22 protein-coding genes are annotated in these 20,800 nt (G+C 49.7%); 11 read left to right on the top strand and 11 right to left on the bottom strand.

What is annotated here, in order from left to right:
* The first annotated feature begins 19 nt into the window (after positions 1-19).
* Positions 20-4,174: an eIF2A-related protein gene (locus tag AWQ23_RS00115; RefSeq protein WP_062431546.1), complete on the top strand. Its 4,155-nt coding sequence runs from the start codon at positions 20-22 to the stop codon at positions 4,172-4,174.
* A 62-nt stretch (positions 4,175-4,236) separates the two neighbouring features.
* Entirely contained in the window at positions 4,237-5,124 is an 888-nt protein-coding gene (locus tag AWQ23_RS00110; protein WP_062431544.1) for an alpha/beta fold hydrolase, read from the top strand.
* 89 nt (positions 5,125-5,213) lie between these two features.
* Here AWQ23_RS00110 and AWQ23_RS00105 read toward each other — a convergent pair whose 3' ends face one another.
* From AWQ23_RS00105 to AWQ23_RS00085, 5 genes are all read right to left on the bottom strand, one after another.
* The gene (locus tag AWQ23_RS00105; RefSeq protein ID WP_062431542.1) at positions 5,214-6,506 is read right to left on the bottom strand and encodes an IS4 family transposase; all 1,293 of its coding nucleotides are present in this window, start codon (positions 6,504-6,506) and stop codon (positions 5,214-5,216) included.
* Positions 6,507-6,674: 168 nt separating this feature from the next.
* On the bottom strand, positions 6,675-7,214 hold the full coding sequence (rsmD, locus tag AWQ23_RS00100) for a 16S rRNA (guanine(966)-N(2))-methyltransferase RsmD (RefSeq protein ID WP_062431539.1): 540 nt from the start codon (positions 7,212-7,214) through the stop codon (positions 6,675-6,677).
* Positions 7,215-7,546: 332 nt separating this feature from the next.
* On the bottom strand, positions 7,547-7,945 hold the full coding sequence (locus AWQ23_RS16515; RefSeq protein ID WP_071884883.1) for a PadR family transcriptional regulator: 399 nt from the start codon (positions 7,943-7,945) through the stop codon (positions 7,547-7,549).
* A 216-nt stretch (positions 7,946-8,161) separates the two neighbouring features.
* On the bottom strand, positions 8,162-9,700 hold the full coding sequence (locus tag AWQ23_RS00090) for an AAA family ATPase (RefSeq protein ID WP_062431534.1): 1,539 nt from the start codon (positions 9,698-9,700) through the stop codon (positions 8,162-8,164).
* A 26-nt stretch (positions 9,701-9,726) separates the two neighbouring features.
* Complete coding sequence (locus AWQ23_RS00085; protein WP_030006814.1) at positions 9,727-9,957, bottom strand: hypothetical protein; 231 nt, start codon at positions 9,955-9,957, stop codon at positions 9,727-9,729.
* A gap of 245 nt (positions 9,958-10,202) precedes the next feature.
* Here AWQ23_RS00085 and AWQ23_RS00080 point away from each other — a divergent pair, with 245 nt between their 5' ends.
* Positions 10,203-10,505, top strand: coding sequence for a hypothetical protein (locus AWQ23_RS00080; protein ID WP_062431533.1), 303 nt, complete (start codon positions 10,203-10,205; stop codon positions 10,503-10,505).
* An 82-nt stretch (positions 10,506-10,587) separates the two neighbouring features.
* Positions 10,588-10,953, top strand: a complete 366-nt coding sequence (locus tag AWQ23_RS00075) for a VOC family protein (protein ID WP_397428321.1) — start codon at positions 10,588-10,590, stop codon at positions 10,951-10,953.
* Here AWQ23_RS00075 and AWQ23_RS00070 read toward each other — a convergent pair.
* Together AWQ23_RS00070 and AWQ23_RS00065 are read right to left on the bottom strand one after the other, a co-directional pair.
* Positions 10,937-11,851 (bottom strand): TIGR04168 family protein, encoded by a 915-nt coding sequence (locus AWQ23_RS00070; protein ID WP_062431530.1) that lies wholly within the window; start codon positions 11,849-11,851, stop codon positions 10,937-10,939. The genes AWQ23_RS00075 and AWQ23_RS00070 overlap by 17 nt on opposite strands.
* Positions 11,852-11,870: 19 nt before the next feature.
* A complete protein-coding gene (locus tag AWQ23_RS00065; protein WP_062431529.1) occupies positions 11,871-12,626 on the bottom strand; it encodes a DUF1995 family protein in 756 nt (251 codons plus the stop codon).
* An 87-nt stretch (positions 12,627-12,713) separates the two neighbouring features.
* Between AWQ23_RS00065 and AWQ23_RS00060 the strand changes: the two genes are divergently transcribed.
* Entirely contained in the window at positions 12,714-13,172 is a 459-nt protein-coding gene (locus tag AWQ23_RS00060) for a hypothetical protein (protein ID WP_062431527.1), read from the top strand.
* Between the two features lie 7 nt (positions 13,173-13,179).
* Here AWQ23_RS00060 and AWQ23_RS00055 read toward each other — a convergent pair whose 3' ends face one another.
* On the bottom strand, positions 13,180-13,749 hold the full coding sequence (locus tag AWQ23_RS00055; RefSeq protein WP_062431526.1) for a Uma2 family endonuclease: 570 nt from the start codon (positions 13,747-13,749) through the stop codon (positions 13,180-13,182).
* Between the two features lie 227 nt (positions 13,750-13,976).
* Positions 13,977-15,059, bottom strand: coding sequence for a class I fructose-bisphosphate aldolase (locus AWQ23_RS00050; protein ID WP_198158704.1), 1,083 nt, complete (start codon positions 15,057-15,059; stop codon positions 13,977-13,979).
* Positions 15,060-15,169: 110 nt separating this feature from the next.
* Between AWQ23_RS00050 and AWQ23_RS00045 the strand changes: the two genes are divergently transcribed.
* The 6 genes from AWQ23_RS00045 to nrtS2 all read left to right on the top strand — a co-directional run bounded on the left by AWQ23_RS00045 (position 15,170) and on the right by nrtS2 (position 17,968).
* Positions 15,170-15,529 (top strand): Spx/MgsR family RNA polymerase-binding regulatory protein, encoded by a 360-nt coding sequence (locus tag AWQ23_RS00045; protein ID WP_062431523.1) that lies wholly within the window; start codon positions 15,170-15,172, stop codon positions 15,527-15,529.
* Between the two features lie 40 nt (positions 15,530-15,569).
* Positions 15,570-15,911: a phosphomannose isomerase type II C-terminal cupin domain gene (locus AWQ23_RS00040; RefSeq protein WP_045442496.1), complete on the top strand. Its 342-nt coding sequence runs from the start codon at positions 15,570-15,572 to the stop codon at positions 15,909-15,911.
* A gap of 92 nt (positions 15,912-16,003) precedes the next feature.
* Entirely contained in the window at positions 16,004-16,648 is a 645-nt protein-coding gene (gene purN / locus AWQ23_RS00035; RefSeq protein ID WP_062431519.1) for a phosphoribosylglycinamide formyltransferase, read from the top strand.
* An 18-nt stretch (positions 16,649-16,666) separates the two neighbouring features.
* Positions 16,667-17,359 (top strand): N-acetylmannosamine-6-phosphate 2-epimerase, encoded by a 693-nt coding sequence (locus tag AWQ23_RS00030; protein ID WP_062431518.1) that lies wholly within the window; start codon positions 16,667-16,669, stop codon positions 17,357-17,359.
* Between the two features lie 34 nt (positions 17,360-17,393).
* Positions 17,394-17,648 (top strand): nitrate/nitrite transporter NrtS1, encoded by a 255-nt coding sequence (gene nrtS1, locus AWQ23_RS00025; protein ID WP_062431516.1) that lies wholly within the window; start codon positions 17,394-17,396, stop codon positions 17,646-17,648.
* A gap of 41 nt (positions 17,649-17,689) precedes the next feature.
* Positions 17,690-17,968 carry a nitrate/nitrite transporter NrtS2 gene (nrtS2, locus tag AWQ23_RS00020; RefSeq protein ID WP_062431515.1) on the top strand — a complete coding sequence of 93 codons (279 nt, stop codon included), beginning with the start codon at positions 17,690-17,692 and terminating at the stop codon, positions 17,966-17,968.
* Between the two features lie 478 nt (positions 17,969-18,446).
* Here nrtS2 and AWQ23_RS00010 read toward each other — a convergent pair whose 3' ends face one another.
* Together AWQ23_RS00010 and dnaA are read right to left on the bottom strand one after the other, a co-directional pair.
* Positions 18,447-19,376 (bottom strand): cobalamin-binding protein, encoded by a 930-nt coding sequence (locus AWQ23_RS00010; RefSeq protein ID WP_062431514.1) that lies wholly within the window; start codon positions 19,374-19,376, stop codon positions 18,447-18,449.
* Positions 19,377-19,450: 74 nt separating this feature from the next.
* On the bottom strand, positions 19,451-20,800 hold the full coding sequence (gene dnaA, locus AWQ23_RS00005; RefSeq protein ID WP_062431512.1) for a chromosomal replication initiator protein DnaA: 1,350 nt from the start codon (positions 20,798-20,800) through the stop codon (positions 19,451-19,453).

Raw genomic sequence — 20,800 nt, 5'->3', positions numbered from 1 at the left:
AATTACCCTTGGATTTGCCATGATCAATCGCCCTGGCCCGCCATTTCCCACGTCCCGCCCCATTGTGCAGCGGTTGGCCGACCGATTGTGGTCTTCTCCCCGTCGTGATGCTCAACCAGGACTTTATCTCGTTCGCTGCAACTATCAAGCCCAAGAACAGGAACTTCTGGCACAACTCCAGGGCAATCTAAAACTGCGATGGCACCAAGTTTTTTCTCAGTTTACGGCGGCATACTACAGTGACCAGGCGTTGGCAGATTTAGAAAAAAAGGCGAAGGGGCTACTTTGTCTGTGGTTAGAACCCCAGGCCGATGATCTAGGAGCGATTTTAAATTTGTTAGAGACAACCCTAACCAATCTGGGCATCCAGCCTTCTCACATCAATGGCGCCATGGTTTTTGGGTTAACCCCAGCCATTAACTTGACTGCGGCAACGTTTCAAAGCCAAATTGCCCCCTGGATTGTGACGCTACCAACGGCAAATTATCAACAACGACAAGTTCCTGATGGGCTGGCAACCGCAACGGATTTGGGAGAAATCACCTGGTCTTCCCAAGCGCTTCAGGATTTTTGGCAACGTACAGAACAGGACTATTTTCAAAAACTAGCCGCCGCTGGCCCCCTAATTTTTCTCGATCATCGCCACTGGAATTTAGCGCCCGATCAACGGGGTTATCGAGAATTAGAGTTAGCCACCAAGACCCTGGGTGACGGCGCGGGTTTGCTCTGTTTTATCCAGGGACGACAGGCCCACCAAGATCAGCAATGGCAAACAGCCCGGCAAGCCTATCAGGAGAGTTTACGCCACTATTGCCGTGGGGAGCAGGGGATCGATTGGCTCAAGGTGCTGCGGGACAACCCAAATTCGCCGTTGCTAGAGCAGTTATCGCGTTCTCAGGGTCAACAACTAGCTCTGATTTTGTTTCATTTGGGTCTACTCCTAGGCGATCGCCCCCAGCATTATCAGGCCCCCAGTCCAGAAGGAGAACAGGCCCTCTATTATCTCCGCCTGAGCCGTTGCCTCTGGGAACGACAGGAACAATGGGCTTGGGTTGGTCAACTGAGTTTACTGATCGGTGTATTTTTACAGCAGTGGCAGCGCAGGTCAGCCCTAGGGGATTTGGCTTGGTCACTCCTCAAGGGGGTTCAGGAGCCTTGGCCACCCGAACTACTAGCCCAGCATTACGGTCTGATGGCGGCGATCGCCCTACAGGAACAACAATGGCACAAAGCCCAAACCCTCGCCCAAACAGCCCTAGAACATTGCCAAGCCCTAGATGAAGCGCCCCCAGTGGTGGTCAGAGCTTGGAGCGCCCTTATTTTGGCCCAAGCAAATCAAGCCCTTGGTCAATTTGCCCAGGCGATCGCCACCCTAGAAGAAATTCTGCCGCCCAGCCGCAGCCAACTTACAACGCCCAAAACATCACCTATTCCCTGGGGCCACTGGCAACAACGGCTCTATGATCAGATTTTTGCTTGTCTGGGTGATCTTTACCGACAAGGTAAGGACTATCGCCAGGCCTTTGACCTCGCCTGGGAACGCCAGCAATACGAACAAAGCTGGGGTTGGCGGCCTTTTGTGGGGACTCAACCCCTACCAGATCAGCAGCGACACAACCTGTATTCGCCCCCTGAGCCCCTTAATCTGGTGATGCTCCGGGGTTCCCAACGGGATCGGGATCTCCAGGCCTTGATCGCCCGGTTGCAGCGCCCCCAACCCAACCTGATTTTGCTCCATGGGGCTACCGCTGTGGGAAAAACATCTCTCCTCCGAGCGGGATTGATCCCCAGGCTCCAAAGCCAGCTCCTAGATGGACGGCCAGTACAGGTCATTTATTTTAAAAATTATGGTCAGTGGGCCCGCCGCCTAGTGCAACAACTCCATGGCGATCGCCCCTTTTGTCCCTGGCCCAATCCCCCCAGCTTAGATCCCCTCGTTCACCTCCAACAGCAGCAAGATTTTGCCCCTTTGACGGTGTTGATCTTTGATCAATTTGAGCAGTTTTTCTTGCAATATCCCAACCCGGAAGAGCGTCAGGATTTTTTACGCTTTTTGGCCCAGAGTCTCCGGCTACCGACCGTGAAAGTAATTCTGTCCTGTCGTAATGAGGCCCTAGCGCCCCTTTTGGATTGGGAAGCAGGGGCGGATCTGGGGGAGGCGAACCACAATCTTTTTGACCACCGTCTCCGCCATCGCCTGGGAAATCTCCGTCCCGATGCGGCGATCGCCCTTTTAGAACGGGTGGCAACCTGGGCCAAACTGCCCCTAGATAAAGCGTTAATACAGCAACTAATTCAGGATCTGCAGGATGGCCACGGGGAAATTCGCCCCCTCGAACTCCAGGTCATCGGTGCGCAACTGCACCAGGATCATCTTTATACCAGGGAAGAATATTTAGGGTTGGGCTTTCCGCCTAAATTGCTGCTGTTGGAACGATCGCTGCTGGGGATCATTCGGTACTGCGGCGATGAAAACCGTGATTTGGCCTGGCAATTTCTCCATTACTTTACGGATTTGCGCCATAGTCAACTGGTGCTCACCAAGGCGGATATCCTCCAACTGGGTCGTCAATTCCTTGGCGATCGCCGCCTGGGGGAAGAAAAAGCAGAACTCATTTTGCATATTTTTAAAACAACGGGGCTAATTCGCGCTCAACTCTATGGTGGCCAAGAATCCTACCAACTGGCTCGGCCCGATCTCGTGGAACCCATTCGACACCACTACCAAGCCTTTCAGTCCCAACAATGGCTCCAACGCATCACTGGCCGGGAACGGGAAATGCTCTGGCGGCGCTGGTGGAAGCTGTCTGTAGGCACCGTTTGGCGCTTGGGTCTGGTGGCGATCGCCTTGGGGTTTGGGCTGCGCTGGGTGGAACTGCAACGGTACCAACGGTGGCAAGGGGCGCAAAACGCCATTTTGATGAAATTGGCCGAGGCTGCCAAGGTGCTCCAGGATGGTGCCCAACCTGTCGAGGCTCTCCGGGAAAGTATCCGGGCGGCGGTGGTCTTGCAACAACTGGATGATAAGGACGATGATGTCGTTACCCCCGCAACCAGACTTAAGGTGCTCCTTGCCCTAGAACAAAATTTCAGCACCCTCGCCGCATCGACTACTGCAACAACGGTGCGGGACTTTAGTCAAAATTTTATTCCGGCAGTTTTTCGGCCCCCAGGCGATCGCCAAACCATGACCCCAGATGTGCCCATTACGGACTTTGCCTTTGTGGGGAATAGTTTCCAGCTTCTGTTCGCCCAGCCCAACCAACCTTTACGGCAGTGGCCCCACCAGGATCAAGTCTTAAAATCCAGCAATGAGTCGATTACCAGTCTCACCTGGCAACCACGGGGTCACCACTTCGCCACCGGAGGAGAAGATCGCCAGGTTAAGCTCCGTCAAAGAAATGGACAGATTGTCCGAACTCTGGGGGGCTTCCAGGAAAAAATTAACGTCGTTACCTGGAGTCGTGATGGCAAAATGTTCGCGGCGGGCAGCCAGGATCAAACGGTGCGTCTCTGGACAGAAACTGGGGAACTGTTGCAAATTTTGACGGAACATCAGGGGCCGATCACCGCCCTACAATTTAGTCCCGACGGCAAACTATTGGCGACGGCGGCGGGCGATCGCACCGTGCAGATTTGGCAGCGGCGACGGAATAATTCTTTCTTCCTTGTGACCCAATTTCCTCCCTTTGCCACGGAAATCATGGATCTCCAGTTTGGGGCGGATAGTCGCCATCTCGGCTTAACGGGGCGGGATCATCAGGTGTTCGTTTACCCAATGACCTACGAAAATAATAATCCCGTCTTTGGGGAACCCATTGCCATCAACCACCAAAGCAATGGCCCCGACCGCATCGGTTTTTATGGTGCTTTACCTTTGCTGATCACCAATACAGAAAACCATCATCTGCAATTTTGGCAACTGGATGGCACCTACCTCGGGAGCCTCACGGGGCACCAAGCTCCGATCACGCAACTCCACTGGCAGCCCCAAGGAAAGGCGATCGCCACTTTAGATCAAAACAATCAACTCATTCTCTGGAACCTCGATCTCGATGAATTACTCCAGAAAAGTTGCCGACTACTAATCTATGGCGATTTAAAAATTTCTCCCAGCCAACGCCCAGGCGATCGCCAATTGTGTACGGCCCTCCTCGACCTCCCACCGGAGTAGCACGTTATACTCACAAAAGTAAATCATTCACTTCATTACACCGATTTCATTTCGCAAAAACCATGACCCAGGCCGTCACTCCTCTTTCCGCCCTAACGCCCCTCGATTGGACTTGGCGCGACCAGCAAATCCGCTACACCGTCCAAGGGGAAGGTCAACCCCTCTTATTGATCCATGGGTTTGGCGCTTCGATCGGTCACTGGAAACACAACATTCCCACCCTTGCGGCCCAGGGTTATCAAGTTTTTGCTTTAGATTTATTAGGCTTCGGCGCTTCGGCGAAACCCGCCTGGGACTATAACCTCGACCTATGGCAAGATTTACTCCGCGATTTTTGGCAAGCGAAAATCCAGCAACCCACGGTATTTGTGGGCAATTCCATCGGCGGTCTGCTCAGTTTGGCAATGTTGGCGAATTATCCTGAACTCTGTGCGGGGGGCGTGTTAATTAACTGCGCTGGCGGCCTCAACCATCGCCCCGATGAACTGGCTCTACCGTTACGGGTGGTGATGGGTACTTTCGCGAAATTGGTTAGTTCGCAGTTAACAGGGCCATTTATTTTTAATCAGGTGCGTCAAAAATCGCGCATCAAAAATACCCTTTATCAAGTCTATGGCGATCGCCAAGCCGTCACCGATGAATTGGTCGAGATGCTCTACGAACCCTCCTGTGATCCAGGGGCGCAACAGGTCTTTGCCTCGGTGATTACGGCTCCCCCTGGGGATAGCCCGACGGAACTTTTACCAAAACGGCAACATTCTTTACTGGTGCTTTGGGGCGATCGCGATCCCTGGACACCGATCAAAGGCTCGCAAATTTACCAAGATCTCGCCGCGCAAAATGCCGGGGTTGAATTCCACCCGATTCCGGGGGCGGGCCACTGTCCCCACGACGAAAATCCCAGTTTGGTTAATTCTTTGATCCTTGATTGGTTGCAACGTTTGGGGTAGCACCCTTCCACCCTCCGGCTTCGCCACCTCCCTCTAGGGAGGATGTTAGGGACTTTCCAGAACACCCACAAACCATTCCCCTCTTGAGCTTATCTTGTAGGGTTTTGAAGGGGAGAAACCTTAGACTGTTCAAAACCCTGTTTAATGAAATAAAAACGTTCTAGGGCTTGCCCTACGACTTTAGTTCCAGGCAAAGGTTGTCGTTTTGACGGTGCAAAACCCACTAGTTTCCCTAACGCCACCATTACATCTTTCGCTGTCCCGACTTTTCGCCTTGTTACTCTCTCCAGCAATGCCACTTCTTCTTCTGGTAGTACCTCTGTCGCTACTTGCTCTGGGTTTTCCCTTACTTGATAGGTGATGGCCATTATCTGCCACGCTATCACAGAGTAGAAACTTAAAGCATTAGTCAGGGTATGCACATCGTCAAACTGTAATTTCTCTACCCTTAACCCTCCTGATTTCAACGTGAAATGAAATTGCTCAATGCGCCAACGCATGGCATAAAACTCCACTACTCTTTCCACCTCCTCCCGATTGCCCACAGCTAGACTCGTCAGTAATAACCAAGATGTGCCTGCGGCCTCTTGCTCCACTCTCTCCTGAGTTTTGACATCCACACAGTCGATTTCCTCTGCTATCACGACCGATAACCCTTGAGTTTTATGCCTTGCTGGACTCAAGTCCGCCCGGGGATATACATTCACCTCCCCTGCTTTTAGCCTTACTCTCACTGCTACTTCTCGATTCTTGCGTCGTACCTGTACTGTTTTTTCCCCATATTCCGGCAGATATTGACTCAACTCTGGCAACGATGTCACCCTACCATCCCTGACCAATTCCAGCTTTCTCGGTTCATGCACCCTGACTAATAGTTCTATTTTGTCGCCTCGTTCCGCTTTGAAAAAGTCAAATATATCTGCCTCTCTGTCTTCCACTAGCACTATCTTGTGTTCTACCTCGGTGGTTTCCTCTCTCAAGGCCTCTAATCCTTTAAACCATTTTTCACTTTCTTTTTCCCCCTCTGCCAAGTCCATACTGCCTCCTTTTCTTGTCCAATATTCCTGATAGAACACCCCTAACGGCATCCCTTGTTGATTGAGCAGCATGAGGTTGTGTTGTAATAAACCCTTGATTTTTCCTTGGATTTTGCCAATGCCTGACAGTTGTTGATGTCCCGTATAGTTGTAATAGGTCGTATCTTGGACAGCGATGATGTACTCACCCTCACTCTTGACTGCCCGTTTGATTGTCTCCTGTTGATGACCTGATAGCATGACCTTTGGCGTGAGTTGGTTTCGAGCGAATATCCCTGCAATTGTTTGCCGAAAGCCATTTCCCAAGGCTTGGGAGAATGATAAGCCTGCTTGATTGGTAATCAACTGGCAAGCCCGATGGAGGCTTTTTTTATCTGGGGTCTGAGTTGGGTCAAGGTAAGGTTAAATTCCATTTTTGCTCTTATTATCTTTTTGTTGACGTCATTTTTCTCTTTTGGGCTTTGTGTTTTTAAACCCCTACAAGATAAGCTCTTGAGAGGGGTCAGGGGAGTGTCAATCAGCAGGACAGTAAAAGGCGATCGCCGTTTTGCCGTAGTTTTTTTCCTTGAATAGCTCTAGTCCCGGCAATTCAAGGGGTTGCCAGAGTTTCGGGTCGTATTCCACGGCCAATTCTCCGCTGGGAGCGAGCAATTCTAAATCAACAATTTTGGCTAAAACTCGGTCGTAGAGTTTCGCGGCGTAGGGCGGGTCGAAATAAATCAAATCAAAGGTTTCACCCCCTAAATTTTCTACGCGCTTGAGGAGATCACCTTTTAAAATTTGGTATTCCTGGTCAACTTTAGCCACTTTCTGCCAATTTTCTTGAATAATGCGGCAAGCCTGGGAATTTTTCTCAATGCCGACAACTTTCACTGCGCCGCGACATAATGCTTCAGCCCCCATGGAGCCAGAACCCGCACAAAGATCCAGCCAGCGGCAGCCAGACACCTGTCCTTGCCAAATATTAAAAATTGCCTCCCGCACCTTTGCTAAGGTGGGCCGCGTTAGTTCGCCAGGAAGGGTTTTGATTTGTCGATTGCCATAGATGCGCATGTTTGACATAGTAGTCACTCCAGAACACAGTAAACACTTCCACGAAGACGTAATTCGTAAAGTAACTTATTCTGGACGCCACTTAAAAAAATTAGAAAATCCTAATTTTGTCTAACCATACTTCGAGCTTTTCAATCAATGGATGATTTAGGATCGTACAGATTAGGTAATCAAAACCTCTCAAAAGCCAAATTGCGTTTACGAAGCGACTGTTTTCGTGACCTCGTGATCTGATTTCTGCTTTGATCGTATCGATAACTTCAAACTGCTTTTCTATGTCATTGTTCTCCAGTGCCAGCACCAAAAATTCACAAAGAGTTTGTCCCCAAGAGTTAGACTGCGTGGGATAGCTCTCGATCTTCTGGGGACAACTCAATTCCTTCGGCGAGGCGCTGCTCGAATTCAAGGCATTGATTAAGAAAATCTCGCCCTTGCTCAGTAAGACTGTAGTATCTTCGGTCTGTAGCTCCACTGAAAGCTGGATTTGCTCTGGTTTCAGCTCTGACAAATCCATTTCTTTCGAGTTTTCGTAAGGTCGGATAAAGCGAACCGATTCGGATTTCGTAATGCCCTCTGCTGGCTTTTTTGACAACGTCGGGGATTTCCCGTCCATATAACTCTTTCGGTTGAAGAACTCGGAGCAGAATACTTTCAAGCTTGTAGCTATGTTTGAAATCATAAACATAATGAAGGCTTGGGCCTCTAATTTTTTTGTTTGTGCAGGTAGCCATGGTTTCTCCAATAATCAATGCGAGTATATTAATGTTCAATTTCAAGTTGTGGATTGGAAGTGTTGATTTTTTTAGGTTGGTAATTTAAGCATGATTTTATTTTTATTTTGACTACAAATACATCCTAGCGTATTTTTTTACACATAGCAGCGAGAAAATGTTTTCTAAGGGTCTTGTGACAAATTTTTCTAAAAAATGAGGCTTCGCTTATAGACGCTAACGCGCTGACACAAAACGTTCCGAGGCGATCGCCCGTAATTTTTCCACATCTTCCCGCCGCGACACCGACAGGGGCACCGTACTTTTCATCTGGGCCACCAGCGCATCCGTCGTTAAGGGAGTTTGGGCGTAGAGAGCCTGGTATAACCCGGCAATTATTGCCTGTTCAATCTCTGCGCCACTATAACCCGCCGCCGCCGTCACCAAGATGCGCAGATCAAAATCTTGGACATTTTGTCGATGGCGCGCCAGGTGAATCGAAAAGATCGCCGCCCGCTCTTGGGCATTAGGCAAGTCCACAAAGAAAATTTCATCGAAGCGGCCTTTCCGCAGTAGTTCCGGCGGCAGTTGCAATAGATCATTGGCCGTTGCAACAACAAAAACTTCCTGGGATTTCTCCTGAAGCCAGGTCAAAAACGAACCAAACAAACGTAAACTCAGACCCCCATCGCCCTCACCGCTGGGATTACCAAAGCTTTTTTCAATTTCATCGATCCACAACACCGCCGGAGCCATGGATTCAGCCAGTTTGATTGCTTGGCGGAAATTTTTCTCCGATTCACCGACAAATTTGTTGTACAGGCGGCCCGCATCCAGTTTTAACAAGGGCAGTTGCCATTCTCTGGCAATGGTTTTCGCCGCGAGGGATTTCCCGCAACCCTGCACCCCGACGATTAAAATCCCCTTCGGAGCCGGGAGGTTCACCCGTTTTGCCGCCGAGCTAAAGCCCACTTGAGCCCGTTTGAGCCATTGTTTGAGACCCACAAAGCCCCCCAATTTCGCCGTATTTTCTTCCACGGGAAAGAGTTCCAGGAGAGATTCTTCCCGGAGGATCTGGGCCTTGCGGTGGATCACCTTGAGGATGTCGGCCCCGTTGAGTTCCCCGTCGATCAAGGCAGCATAGGCGATCGCCTGGCGGGCCTGCTTGAGGGTCATCCCACTGAGGGCATGGACAAATTGATTCAGTTCTTCCCCCTGGAGCGTAATGGCTAGCTTGTGGCGCACCTTGAGTTCCCGCATCACCTCCGACAGGGTTTGGTACAGTTCGTCCCCATCCGGGAGGGTCAGTTCAAAATACACCGCATCGTGGGCGATCGCCTTTGGTAAAGTGATCGACTCCCCCGTCAGCACCATCGCCGAATTCACAACCCCATAAATCTCAGCCAACTCCCGTACTTCCCGGATGACTTTGGGATCCTCCAGGTGGGACGCAAAATCCTTGAGCCAAAAAATGCCATTGCGTTCAATCTGGCCCATATATTTCAGTACATCGAGGGGATCTGCCGTATTTTCAAAGGCGATCGGTTTGTTCGCCCCAGGCCGGGCATAGTCATTGGTGCGGGGCGCATATTTTGTCCCTGGGGTCGGGGCCAGTCCCAAATTCACTGTCCATTCAAATAAGGGCATATGTAAATCCTTGACCACTTCCCGCAGGAGCGCCTCTACCCGTTCCTCTTCGACAGTCTCAATGACGATGATCGGATGAAACGCACAGATGAAGGTTTTTAAACTGTGAATGTTATCCAAAAAGCCCATGGTTCTCCCCAAACTCCCGACCCGACTTAGAGTAAATTGCGATAGAGCAAACGGAGTTCCTCGACTGTCTGGAGGTGATAAAGTTGATTCTCAATCATTTTGAGGCCGTGCAGACTGGGAATTTGTTGAATATCGGCAAAAATGCGATCTGCATCCTGGGGAAATTTGATGTCAAGGCCGTGGCGAATTTGATTCAGGAGACCCCGTCTCACACTACGATCAATTCCCTTTTTGACCAGCCGATTAAACTCAACCATTGAGGTTCCCCACAAAAACATTGGCCGTGAAAAGAAAACGGTATTTTGATCTTACGTTATTTTTCTAAACCGCTTCTAAATTTACGCTTTCGCCCCTGGCCCAACAAAAATACAGGGACATTTCTTCACATATTGTCATGCTCAATTCACAAAGATAAAAATTCTAACGCCTGCCCCCACAGCTCCAAAGCAACCCTTAAGGTAAAAGAAGAAGCCAGCGTTTTGTCATCAACGACAATCCCCCTATGAACCACCAACCTTTTTCGACCCAAGGTAGTAGTGCTGCCTTTGAAAAAGAAGCTTTAGAACGCTTTCGTCAACTCACGGCCCTGCTTCCGAGTCGGTGCCAAATTTATCGTGAAGTCTGGGGCGAATCTACTGTCTTAACCCTAGATTTTGAGGCCTGCCCAACCCAACTGACGACCGTAAAAGACCAGGCAATGATGTTGTTGTTAGTCGCTGATCATTTAGGGTTAGCCCAATCTCTATTGTTTCGCCTCGGGCCTAAAATTGAAGGCTGGATTAATTTTGCAACTACGGATTCCTAGGGAGTTGTCTCCCCTTGAATTTAGGAAACGTGAGCAGTCAAACTAAGCATCAAGCAAGCAATTCAGTATGGTAACGCCTCAGATTCAAGTAACCCATTGTCTACATACAGCAATTTTGGTGACAGATGTGCAGCGGGCAGCGGCCTTTTATGATCGACTGCTGGGGCTGCCAAAGGTGGAACGACCCTTTAACTACGGTGGCGTGTGGTACCAATTACCCCAGATGCAGGTTCATCTGATTGAAGATCCGACGTTCCAGGCGAAATTAGCCAATCCAGAAAAGTTAGGTCGGAATCCCCACATTGCTTTCGGTGTGAAGGATCTGAACGCAGTGCGATCGCAGTTGGACGGAGAAAATTACCCCTATGAGATGAGCGCATCGGGGCGACGAGCCTTATTTTTGCAAGACCCAGACGGCAACGTGATCGAGGTTACGGAAGAGAGTTGAGGGGCTGCGACCAGAGGGTTTCCCTCGTTTGCTGCTGGCTGATTGGATTGACCCACACCAGTTCGGCTTTCGTCGGTCGGCCTTGGGTGAGGGTAATCACAGAAAAACTATGGTGGCGATCGCCATTGTTATAGGTTTGAATTCTGGGGACGCGGGCGGCATTGAAATAGAGGGTTTCGTCTGAAAATTGGCATTGGGTGCGTAGGCGATCCTTGCGGTGGCGGAGGCTGTGGTGCATGTGGCCAAAGGTGACTAGGGGAATTGTTTTGTTCTGACGGCGGGCGATCGCCAGGGCCTGGGCAAAATCCGGATCACCAAAATCACCCCCCAGGGGATTCCAATCGCGACCACACATATCTTCTGGTTCCGAACCCAATCCGGTAGGGCCATTATGTCCGAGAAAGATCAGGGTTTCGTACTGACAGGCCGCAATATTTTTCTCAATTAACGCGGTGGATTCCGTAAAGTCATGGACGCCATAGCGATCGCCATAGAATTTCTCATTCTTCCACTTTTCTCCTCCCCAACTAAAGGGCCGCGCCCCGACCACCGAAAGCTGAAATTCCGGTAAATCTAAATGGCCGTACCCCACATGGGTTTCTCCTAGAATCTCTAGCTGGGCTTGCACACGGTCTTCTTTGGCATGGTCGTAGGGGGCTTTTTTGCGACCCCAATCAGAGGCGGTGTACCAGGCGTCATGGTTCCCTAAAATCACGGCTTTCGGGAAAGGAAGATCCGCCACTTGTTGCACCAATTTCACCGCTTCGTTGCCGAAATCCCCGACAAACAACACGAGATCTACCCCAAGAATCTCTAGGGCTTGGCGATCGCCAACGGCATCCCATTGATCATGGACATCTCCCACCACGGCAATGGTTAGTGAACGGTTATCAATCATCGGTTATGCGGTCTCAAACTTAATCGCTGAGGGCTTTTAGGAAGTTTTGCAGACCCCCAAGCAGTCCTGTTTTCTTAATTTTCGGTGCGTTGGGATTTGCTGCTTCCCCCGCTTCGGGTTCCACCGCCGCCAACAGCAGCCGCTCTAAATATTCGCCGAGGGGTTTGGTCGTTTCGCTCGCAATCAGTTCGTACTGGTCTTCCTCTTTTTCGAGATACACTTCCCACGCCGAGGGATAAGAACGCCAAACCATCGCGCTTTCGTAGGGTCGGATGTAGTAGGCGGTTTCGAGGGTGCTGATAAACCGTTCCCGCAGTTGCCGCGCCGCATAGCCAATCCCGACAATGGACACATCCTCCAGTTGGGGAATCAGCATAATCACCGGGCGATCGCCTGCAAAATTACAGAGCTTTTCGACCTGGGCAACTTCCACCGCCGACGGGCAGACAATAATAAAAATTTGGTCATCATCACCGATTTTATTCTCAATCGGCGATCGCGACGTGCCGATATCCGTCACCTTAAAGGGAATTTCGCCCCAATCCCGCCGGGCCAAAGCTGCGGCGCCCGTATCCGGAAAGAAGATTTTCAGTCCCGAACCATACTCCTCCACAAACAGTTGCGCCCAATTCCACGCCAAGGCCTGGGCCTGTAGGGCAATCTCAGGAAAGCACAATTCAATTAAAATCCGCCCACAGCCTGCTTCTAAACTGTTTAGGGTTGCGGCTTTCGCTTGTTCGAGGGTTTCTTCAAAGGATTGGGGCAGATTGGACATGGTTTACCGCTGGGCATTCTAAAATTTAAGACGTAACTCTCGATTTATTATTAAGCCTCAGGGCAAAGTTCGTCAAAGTATAATGCGATGGCATTACCTAATAGAAAAACCAAAGAAATCATTACGTCAATTGATCAACTTATCCAACCCAAAGATCAGCGTTATGGACGATTATTAAACTGGCAAAATCCGGGCGATCCCTTTTGGCACTATGGTATAGGTCTGTCAAATACCCATATTTTTGATACAGGGAAGAGTTGGATCGGCTTTCGTAATGAAAATGCAAAATTAGTGATTGGCTGTGAAGACATTCATTTAGACCCCTCAGAAGTCATGCAAAGACTGAGAAAAGCTATTTGTGTTTTTGCGGATTGGGAATATAATTTTGTCGGCTGGAATTGTGAACATTTAGCAAGACTAATTACAACAGATCAAGCCCGCAGTTATCAAAGTCAACCGATTTGGTTTCTTTGTAATTTAACCGGTAAAGGTGATCACAAAACAGCCAAGCAAGTCTTTGATAATTATCCGACTATTTTCTTTTAAGAATTTTTTATAAAAATCTTAGTCCTTGGTAAGCTTGCTCAATAGAAAAAGTGAGGTTAATACTTTCTAGGGTGACCATATCTCCGGCTTGATAGTTAGTGATCAGCCATTCTCCTGATTTATTCTTATGATACAAATCCATCTCAATGGCAGTAGAACTCACCAGTAAATAATCTTTTAAGACCGGATTTTGGCGATAGAGTCTAAATTTGCCACCCCGATCATAAGCCTCAGTGCTTTTTGATAAAACTTCGACAACCAGACAAGGATATGTAATGAATTGGGTGGTGGACTGATCTCGCTCATCGCAGGTGACGCTGATATCTGGATAGGTATAGTTATGGCTGTTGGGAATTTTGATTTTGAGATCAGAATTTCCGGTTTCGCAACCGCTACCATCCAGATGATTAAAAAATAAACTCGACAGCCTCACGGCAATTAGACTATGGTTTTTGTTGCCGCCCCCCATGGCATAGATTTGACCATCGATATATTCGTATTTTTCGGCTTGCTGTTCCTCCCAACGTAAATATTCATCAGGAGTGAATCGGGGAAATTTTTCTTCAGCAATAACCATATAGTCTTTCTTGCAATCGGGATATTCACCGTTATAGCATTTCTGGAATCAAAGATACTTAAGCGGTATTAGATGACGAGCTAAGGGTGCTTTTGACAGGCTAAAAAACGCGCATAATTGTCTTTTGCTTAAACCTGCTAAAAAATGCCATGGCAATCATTACTGAGAACTGAGACTTGATCAATATTTAAAGAACAGTCCTCCTTTACCCCAGGACGACATCTTCTTTAAGCGATGGTGATTTCAGAATCAAGATAGACATCTTGGATGAGGTGAAAGAGTTTAACCCCTTCTGCCATGGGTCGTTGGAAGGTTTTACGACCAGAAATCAAACCACAACCACCCGCGCGTTTATTGATCACAGCAGTGCGAATTGCTTGGGCAAAATCGTTTTCGCCGGAGGAGCCACCGGAATTAATTAAGCCAGCTCGTCCGGCATAACAGTTCAACACTTGGTAACGGGTGAGATCGATGGGGTGATCGCTGGTGAGCTCGTCGTAAATCTTGGGGTGGGTTCTGCCGTATTTTTTGCCCGTTGCTTTGGCGATCGCCCCGTAGCCGTTATTAGTTTCTGGTAATTTTTGTTTGATAATATCCGCCTCGATAGTTACGCCCATGTGGTTCGCTTGTCCCGTCAAATCCGCCGCCAAATGGTAATCCTTGTCCTGTTTAAACACATCGTTGCGCAGATAACACCAGAGAATCGTCGCCATTCCTAGCTCGTGGGCGCGGGCAAAGGCACGGCTAACCTCTTGAATTTGTCGGCTCGATTCTGGGGAGCCAAAATAAATCGTTGCACCGACGGCGATCGCCCCCAAATTCCAAGCCTGTTCCACTGTCGCAAACATAATTTGATCCGCACCGTTGGGATAAGTCAGCAGTTCATTGTGGTTCAGTTTGACGATAAACGGGATGCGGTGGGCATATTTGCGGGACATCATCCCCAACACACCGAGGGTCGTCGCCACGCCGTTACACCCCCCTTCCATCGCCAGACGGATAATGTTTTCGGGGTCAAAATAAATCGGGTTTGGGGCAAAGGAGGCTGCACCGGAATGTTCAATGCCTTGATCAACGGGCAAAATTGACAAATAACCCGTATTCGCCAACCGTCCCGTACCGAACAGTTGTTGCAAGGAACGTAAGACTGGAGTGGGGCGATCGCTCTGGGCATAGACCCGTTCCACGATATCCGCCCCGGGGAGGGTGAGCAGATTTTGATTAATTTTCGCGCTGTGACCCAAGAGACTTTCTGCTTCCTCTCCAAGCCAAGCTGCAATTGATTTTTCGGCAGAAATGGTCGTCATGATGAAAAATGTTGGGACTTGCTACAGTTCCGTTGTAACACTTCTGCCAAAGTGGGCCGCCCTGAGGATCATGGATAATAAACGAAGTTATCTTTTGTTTAACCGATCACAAAATGGCCCTGCAAGTTTACGGCATTCCCACCTGCAACACCTGTAAAAAAGCCTTGAAATGGCTAGAAACAGCCGGAATTTCCTACGAATTTATCAATACCAAAGAGCAACCTCCCAGCAGAGAGGCGATCGCCCAATGGGTCAAAACACTCGGCAGCAAACCGATGCGCAATACTTCTGGGCAATCCTATCGGGCCTTGGGAGAAGAAAAGAAAACCTGGGATGATAACCAGTGGATCGAGGCTTTTAGTCAAGATGCTATGCTTTTAAAACGGCCTTTGTTCGTGCGGGATAACAAAGCGGTCTTGGTGGGATTTCGGGCCAGTGAAACAGAACTAAGCGATCGCCTCGGTACTCAGTAAGCCTTTAAAATAATCTTGAAATCTCACTGGACTTATCCCTATGCTTGAAACCCGCACACCCCCCTGGGGCAAAGTCACGATTCTCGAAGAAGGCGATCGCTACCGGATCAACCGCATCGAAGTGAAGCCCGGTCACCACATCAGCACCCAAATGCACTACCATCGCAGCGAGCATTGGGTCGTCGTTTCCGGGACAGCGAAGGTGATTTGCAACGACCAAGAAATTATTCTGACCCCCCGCCAATCTACCTATGTCCCGATGAATACCAGGCACCGGGTCGAAAATCCGGGGGTAATTGATCTGGTGATGATCGAAATTCAAAACGGCGAATTTTTGGGAGACGAAGATATTATTCGTTTCGAAGATCGAGATTCTGCCTAGCCCTACCCCGATGCCACCGAGCAAAAATATCTGACTTTCGACTAGGGAACCGATATGCTTAGTGGTTGTACTTCCGAGGATTACCGCGATTGATGGGTAATGTTACGCTAAATTCTGCTTTAATTTCTCCCCCTGTGACCCTGGCGGATGTGCCCTTATCCCGTCCGGTAAAGTTGGGAGTCTTGGCCTCCGGTAGCGGCAGTAACTACGGGGCGATCGCCAAGGCCATGATCGCCAAAGAACTTAACGCAGAGATCCCGATTCTGATTTACAACAACCCCAAGGCGAAGGTGTTAGAACGGGCCGCAACATTTGGCACGAAAACCCAACTGATTAACCACCGCGATTTTGCCTCCCGCGAAGCCTGTGATCAAGCGATTTTAGAAGTCTTGCGATCGCATGGGGTGGAGTGGGTCATCATGGCGGGTTGGATGCGCATCGTTACGGATGTTTTGCTCACTGGCTACGAAAATCGCATCCTGAATATTCACCCCAGTTTGTTACCCAGCTTTAAAGGGATTCGCGCTGTGGAACAGGCTTTAGATGCTGGCGTAAAAGTGACGGGCTGTTCGGTACATTTTGCCAGCCCAGAAGTAGACAGCGGCAACATTATTATGCAGGCGGTGGTGCCGATTTTGGCCGATGATACTCCTGAAACGCTCCATCGCCGTATTCAAGTGCAAGAACACCGCATTTTTCCAGCGGCGATCGCCTTAGCTGTGTCCCAATATTCCTAGAAATTTCCCATCAAGCCCATGTCTGATCTGATTGCCCAGTTTAAAAATCGCCTAATTATTTCCTGCCAAGCTCCCGTTGATTCTCCCCTCCATGACCCTGAAATGATTGCGGCGATCGCCCAAGCTTGCGTCAATCAAGGAGCCGTTGGGGTGCGCATCGATAGCCCCGACCACATCCGCGCTGTGCGGGCCAAATTACCCCAGATCCCGATTATCGGTCTATGGAAACGTACTTTTCCCGAATCAGATGTTTACATTACCCCCCGGTTAGAGGATGCCCTGGCGGTGGTGGAAGCGGGAGCCGATATTGTTGCCGTTGATGCCACGGCCCGCCCCCGCCCGAACGGAGAAACCCTCGCGGATCTGATCGCCGGGATTCACCAGCAAACAGGTAAATTAGTGATGGCGGATCTCGACACCGACGAAAATGCTCAATGGGCCGCCCAAGCTGGTGCTGATATTTTGGGGACGACCCTCTACGGCTACACGGGGAAAACCAAAGATTTAACGCCCCCTGGTTTTGGGTTGCTTGAAAAACTTGCCCAGGATTTTGACCAACCGATCATCTGCGAAGGAGGCATCCACACCCCAGAAATGCTACAAAAAGCCTTTCGACTGGGGGCTGATAGCGTCGTTGTTGGGACAGCGATTACTGGTGTTGATCTCTTGGCACAAAAATTTTGTCAGGCGATCGCCCCAGGCCGCCCATGAGTAAAATTCAGATATACAAATTAGAGGTTCACCGATGGGCCTAAAAAGTTATCTTCAAACCCTGGGCGATCGCACCCTCCACAGCACTGCCATCCGCGTCGCCCTAATTGTGGGCACTGTGATTTTTTGCATCAACCACGGTAGTGCCTTTCTCCATGGGGTGATGACCCGGACCCGTTGGACGTCTGTGGTTTTGACCTACTTTGTGCCTTACTGCGTTAACCTCCATGGCCAAATAGCCAGCCGGATGCGCCAGCAAGCCAAAGCCCACCCCTCTTCCGAGCCATAAAGATCTAGAGCCACTTTTTTATTAGTTTGGGGATTGCACCGATGCGCTTGACAATCTATTTCCGGGCCTTAGGCGATCGCACCTTTCGACCAACGGCGATCCGGGTTGCCCTGTTTGTGGGGACTGTCCACTTTTGTATTAACCATGGTGTTGCTGTGTTGAATGGCACCATGACCAGTACCCGCTGGCTGGCGGCGGCCATAACCTACTGTGTGCCCTACTGTGTCAATGTCCATGGCCAATTGGTCAGCCGACTGCGAGCCGAAGCTGAAGCGGCCCAGGAGAGTTCCCAAGCAGATCCCCAAAAATTGACGTCGTAACTGGCATCAAAGTTAAGAGATTAATAGGTATGTTGGCCTTTATTGGCCGCTTCTTTTTGCCAGCATTTTTCTAACAGGTTGATTTTATAGAGATACCAAAACCGATTCGGGTTCCATACGGTATGCCGATCTGTGTGTCCCACGGGTTGATTGAGATATTGAAATACAGGATCGACTAGGTGCCTAATTTTGAGCCACATAGACAGCATCCTCACCTTAGATAATATTTTTTGAATCGAAAAGCGGCGGTACATCACGAAACGCCTGCCCTCAAAATCTTGCTATGTCTTTAATGTGCCAAATTCCCAGGCGAAGCCAAAGGGATGCTTTTTTGAGGAGGATGCTCATTTTTGCGAAAATATCCCCTAATTTGTCCTAATAATTCCTTTTTTGCCAACATAAACTTGATAGAAAATGTTGTAAAACTAGGCCTAGATGTAATATTTCTTTGGATAGTTACTATTTGTTGAAATATTACTTATTCGAGCAAAGAGAGTTTTTGCCAGGCAGTTTTTGGATAAAGGCGATCGCCAGTCGATTGCAAAATTTCCGTGAGAATTTCTAGGGAATCCACAAGGCGCGGCCCTGGTCGGTTGAAATAAGCGTTGCCATCACAGATAAATAACTGATCATTTTGCACAGCTCGTAATTGTTTCCACTCAGGGTGCAACTCCAAGTTGGCGAGCATTTCCTGGCGGGTACGTTCGAGGTCAAAGCCGCAGGGCATCACCACCACCACATCGGGATCACTGGCCAGGAGGGTTTCCCAACTGATGTAGGGGGAATGTTTGCCCGGTTTGCCTAAAATATTCTCGCTGCCCGCGAGTTCAATGAGTTCCGGGAGCCAATTACCGCCGCCCATGAGGGGATCAATCCATTCAATGGCCGCCACCCGGGGCCGTTTTGCTAAAGTCTTGCCTCGTTTTTGGCAAGCTTGTACCCGCTGTTGTAGATCCTGCAAAACGGGTTGGGGATCACGGTTAAACTGCTGGGCAACACGGCGAATATCTTGGTAAACGTCCGCTAGGGTATTGGGCTGGAGCGAAATCAACTGCGGCGGATGATCACTCAACTGGGCGATCGCCTTTTGCACATCGGCCAGGGTGACGGCACAAACATCGCACTGATCTTGGGTGACAATGTGGGTGGGTTGTAGGGCTTGCAAGACATCGAGCTTCACTTCATAGATCCCCAAGGCTCCTTGGAGCAACGCCAAAACTTCTTGGTCAATTTCGCCGCTGGGACGTTCTGAATCGAGGCGGGCAGCGGTACACACGGGGCGATCGCCAATCTCTGGGGGATAGTCGCATTCGTGGCTCCGGCCCACCACGTCCGGAGTTAAACCCAGACAATCTAAAATTTCGGTGGCACTGGGCAAGAGCGAAACAATCCGGTAGGAAGCAACCATGAATAAAACACAATCGATGAACTACTGCTCATTGTAGCGGTGTCTTTTTTTGGCACGATGTGAGCCGCTTGTCCCTAGAGGTTTTGGTGGTGGTGGTTAATGCGATCGCTAATTTGGCTCACCAATTGGGAGATTTTTTGATTTTTCGTCAGTAACTGACCAATTTTGTCGCAACTGTACATCACCGTAGTGTGGTCTTTGCCACCGAACAGTTCACCAATGCGAGGCAAGCTGAGATCGGTGTGTTGGCGCATCAAATACATTGCAATTTGCCGGGCCGTACTAATTTCCCGTCGTCGAGAAGCCCCCTTCAAATCCTCAATGCTCACCCCCGTGGCTTCGGCGGCAATTTGCAAGATCACATCCGGGGCCGCCGGAGCATATTCCACCGTCGGGTTCAAAATGGGGGCGAGGTTTTCCACCGTCATCGGCAACCCAGAGATCGCAATGTGGGTCACTGCCCGCAGGAGCGCCCCCTCCAATTCGCGGATATTCGCCGTGTAGTGGGTGGCGATATATTCAATCACCGAGCGCGATAAGTTTAAATTTTCCGCCTCAGCCTTTTTCTGGAGAATCGCCATCCGGGTTTCTAGGTCGGGGGGTTGGATGTCAGCAATCAGACCCATCGAGAAACGGGAAGATAGCCGTTGTTGCAAGCCTGGAATTTGGTGCGGGGGGCGATCGCTCGCGAGGACAATTTGTTTACCCGCTTCGTGGAGAGTATTAAAGGTATAGAAAAATTCTTCTTGGGTGTATTCTTTCCCCTCGATGAACTGAATGTCGTCTACCAGTAAAATATCGGCGGTGCGGTAATGCTCCCGGAACGTTTGCAGACTATCCTTGCGAATCGCAACAATTAAATCATTGGTAAATTGCTCCGTGGAAACATAGAAAATCTTCGCATCCGGCTGGGTATCCAAACGGTAATGGCCGATCGCCTGCATCAGGTGCGTTTTTCCCAGACCTACCCCCCCACAGAGCACCAGGGGATTAAAATCCCGCCCCGGTGATTCCGCCACCGCTAGAGCTGCAGCATGGGCCATGCGATTGGTTGGGCCAACCACAAACCGTGAAAACGTATATTTCGAGTTGAGTTCTGGGGTCTTTTTGCCTGGACGGGTCGATTGGCCACTGCGGGAACTATAAAAACTCTGGGTCGCTGCGAGGGTATTCCCTTCTGGAGAAGTGAGGCGTACCTTAACGGGCTGCTGCAATAATTCGGCGATGGTTTCGGTGATCAACGCACCATAGTATTTCTGGATATGGTTCAGGACAAAGGCATTTGGGGCACAGAGTACGATTTCATCCTCTCGCCACTGTTGGATCGCCGTCGGCTGAATCCAAGTTTCGTAGGTGGGGCGACTCAGTTGTTGTTCAAGTTTTGTCAGGACTTCTTGCCAAAGCCATTGGGGATCTTGCGCCAC

The sequence above is a fragment of the Picosynechococcus sp. PCC 73109 genome, from assembly GCF_001521855.1.
GTDB lineage: Bacteria > Cyanobacteriota > Cyanobacteriia > Cyanobacteriales > MRBY01 > MRBY01.
The sequence above is the reverse complement of the archived record's forward strand: the minus strand, read 5'-3'. Positions and strand labels throughout refer to the sequence as shown.

Coding starts and splice junctions, on each gene's coding strand:
- AWQ23_RS00070 (WP_062431530.1), bottom strand. CDS start 11,851: ATGATTGATAACCGTTCACTAACCATTGCCGTGGTGGGAGATGTCCAT.
- AWQ23_RS00110 (WP_062431544.1), top strand. CDS start 4,237: ATGACCCAGGCCGTCACTCCTCTTTCCGCCCTAACGCCCCTCGATTGG.
- AWQ23_RS00045 (WP_062431523.1), top strand. CDS start 15,170: ATGGCCCTGCAAGTTTACGGCATTCCCACCTGCAACACCTGTAAAAAA.
- AWQ23_RS00090 (WP_062431534.1), bottom strand. CDS start 9,700: ATGGGCTTTTTGGATAACATTCACAGTTTAAAAACCTTCATCTGTGCG.
- AWQ23_RS00030 (WP_062431518.1), top strand. CDS start 16,667: ATGTCTGATCTGATTGCCCAGTTTAAAAATCGCCTAATTATTTCCTGC.
- AWQ23_RS00115 (WP_062431546.1), top strand. CDS start 20: ATGATCAATCGCCCTGGCCCGCCATTTCCCACGTCCCGCCCCATTGTG.
- AWQ23_RS00010 (WP_062431514.1), bottom strand. CDS start 19,376: ATGGTTGCTTCCTACCGGATTGTTTCGCTCTTGCCCAGTGCCACCGAA.
- AWQ23_RS00060 (WP_062431527.1), top strand. CDS start 12,714: ATGGCATTACCTAATAGAAAAACCAAAGAAATCATTACGTCAATTGAT.
- AWQ23_RS00055 (WP_062431526.1), bottom strand. CDS start 13,749: ATGGTTATTGCTGAAGAAAAATTTCCCCGATTCACTCCTGATGAATAT.
- rsmD (WP_062431539.1), bottom strand. CDS start 7,214: ATGCGCATCTATGGCAATCGACAAATCAAAACCCTTCCTGGCGAACTA.
- AWQ23_RS00080 (WP_062431533.1), top strand. CDS start 10,203: ATGAACCACCAACCTTTTTCGACCCAAGGTAGTAGTGCTGCCTTTGAA.
- AWQ23_RS00065 (WP_062431529.1), bottom strand. CDS start 12,626: ATGTCCAATCTGCCCCAATCCTTTGAAGAAACCCTCGAACAAGCGAAA.
- nrtS2 (WP_062431515.1), top strand. CDS start 17,690: ATGCGCTTGACAATCTATTTCCGGGCCTTAGGCGATCGCACCTTTCGA.
- AWQ23_RS00085 (WP_030006814.1), bottom strand. CDS start 9,957: ATGGTTGAGTTTAATCGGCTGGTCAAAAAGGGAATTGATCGTAGTGTG.
- AWQ23_RS00040 (WP_045442496.1), top strand. CDS start 15,570: ATGCTTGAAACCCGCACACCCCCCTGGGGCAAAGTCACGATTCTCGAA.
- purN (WP_062431519.1), top strand. CDS start 16,004: ATGGGTAATGTTACGCTAAATTCTGCTTTAATTTCTCCCCCTGTGACC.
- nrtS1 (WP_062431516.1), top strand. CDS start 17,394: ATGGGCCTAAAAAGTTATCTTCAAACCCTGGGCGATCGCACCCTCCAC.
- AWQ23_RS16515 (WP_071884883.1), bottom strand. CDS start 7,945: ATGGCTACCTGCACAAACAAAAAAATTAGAGGCCCAAGCCTTCATTAT.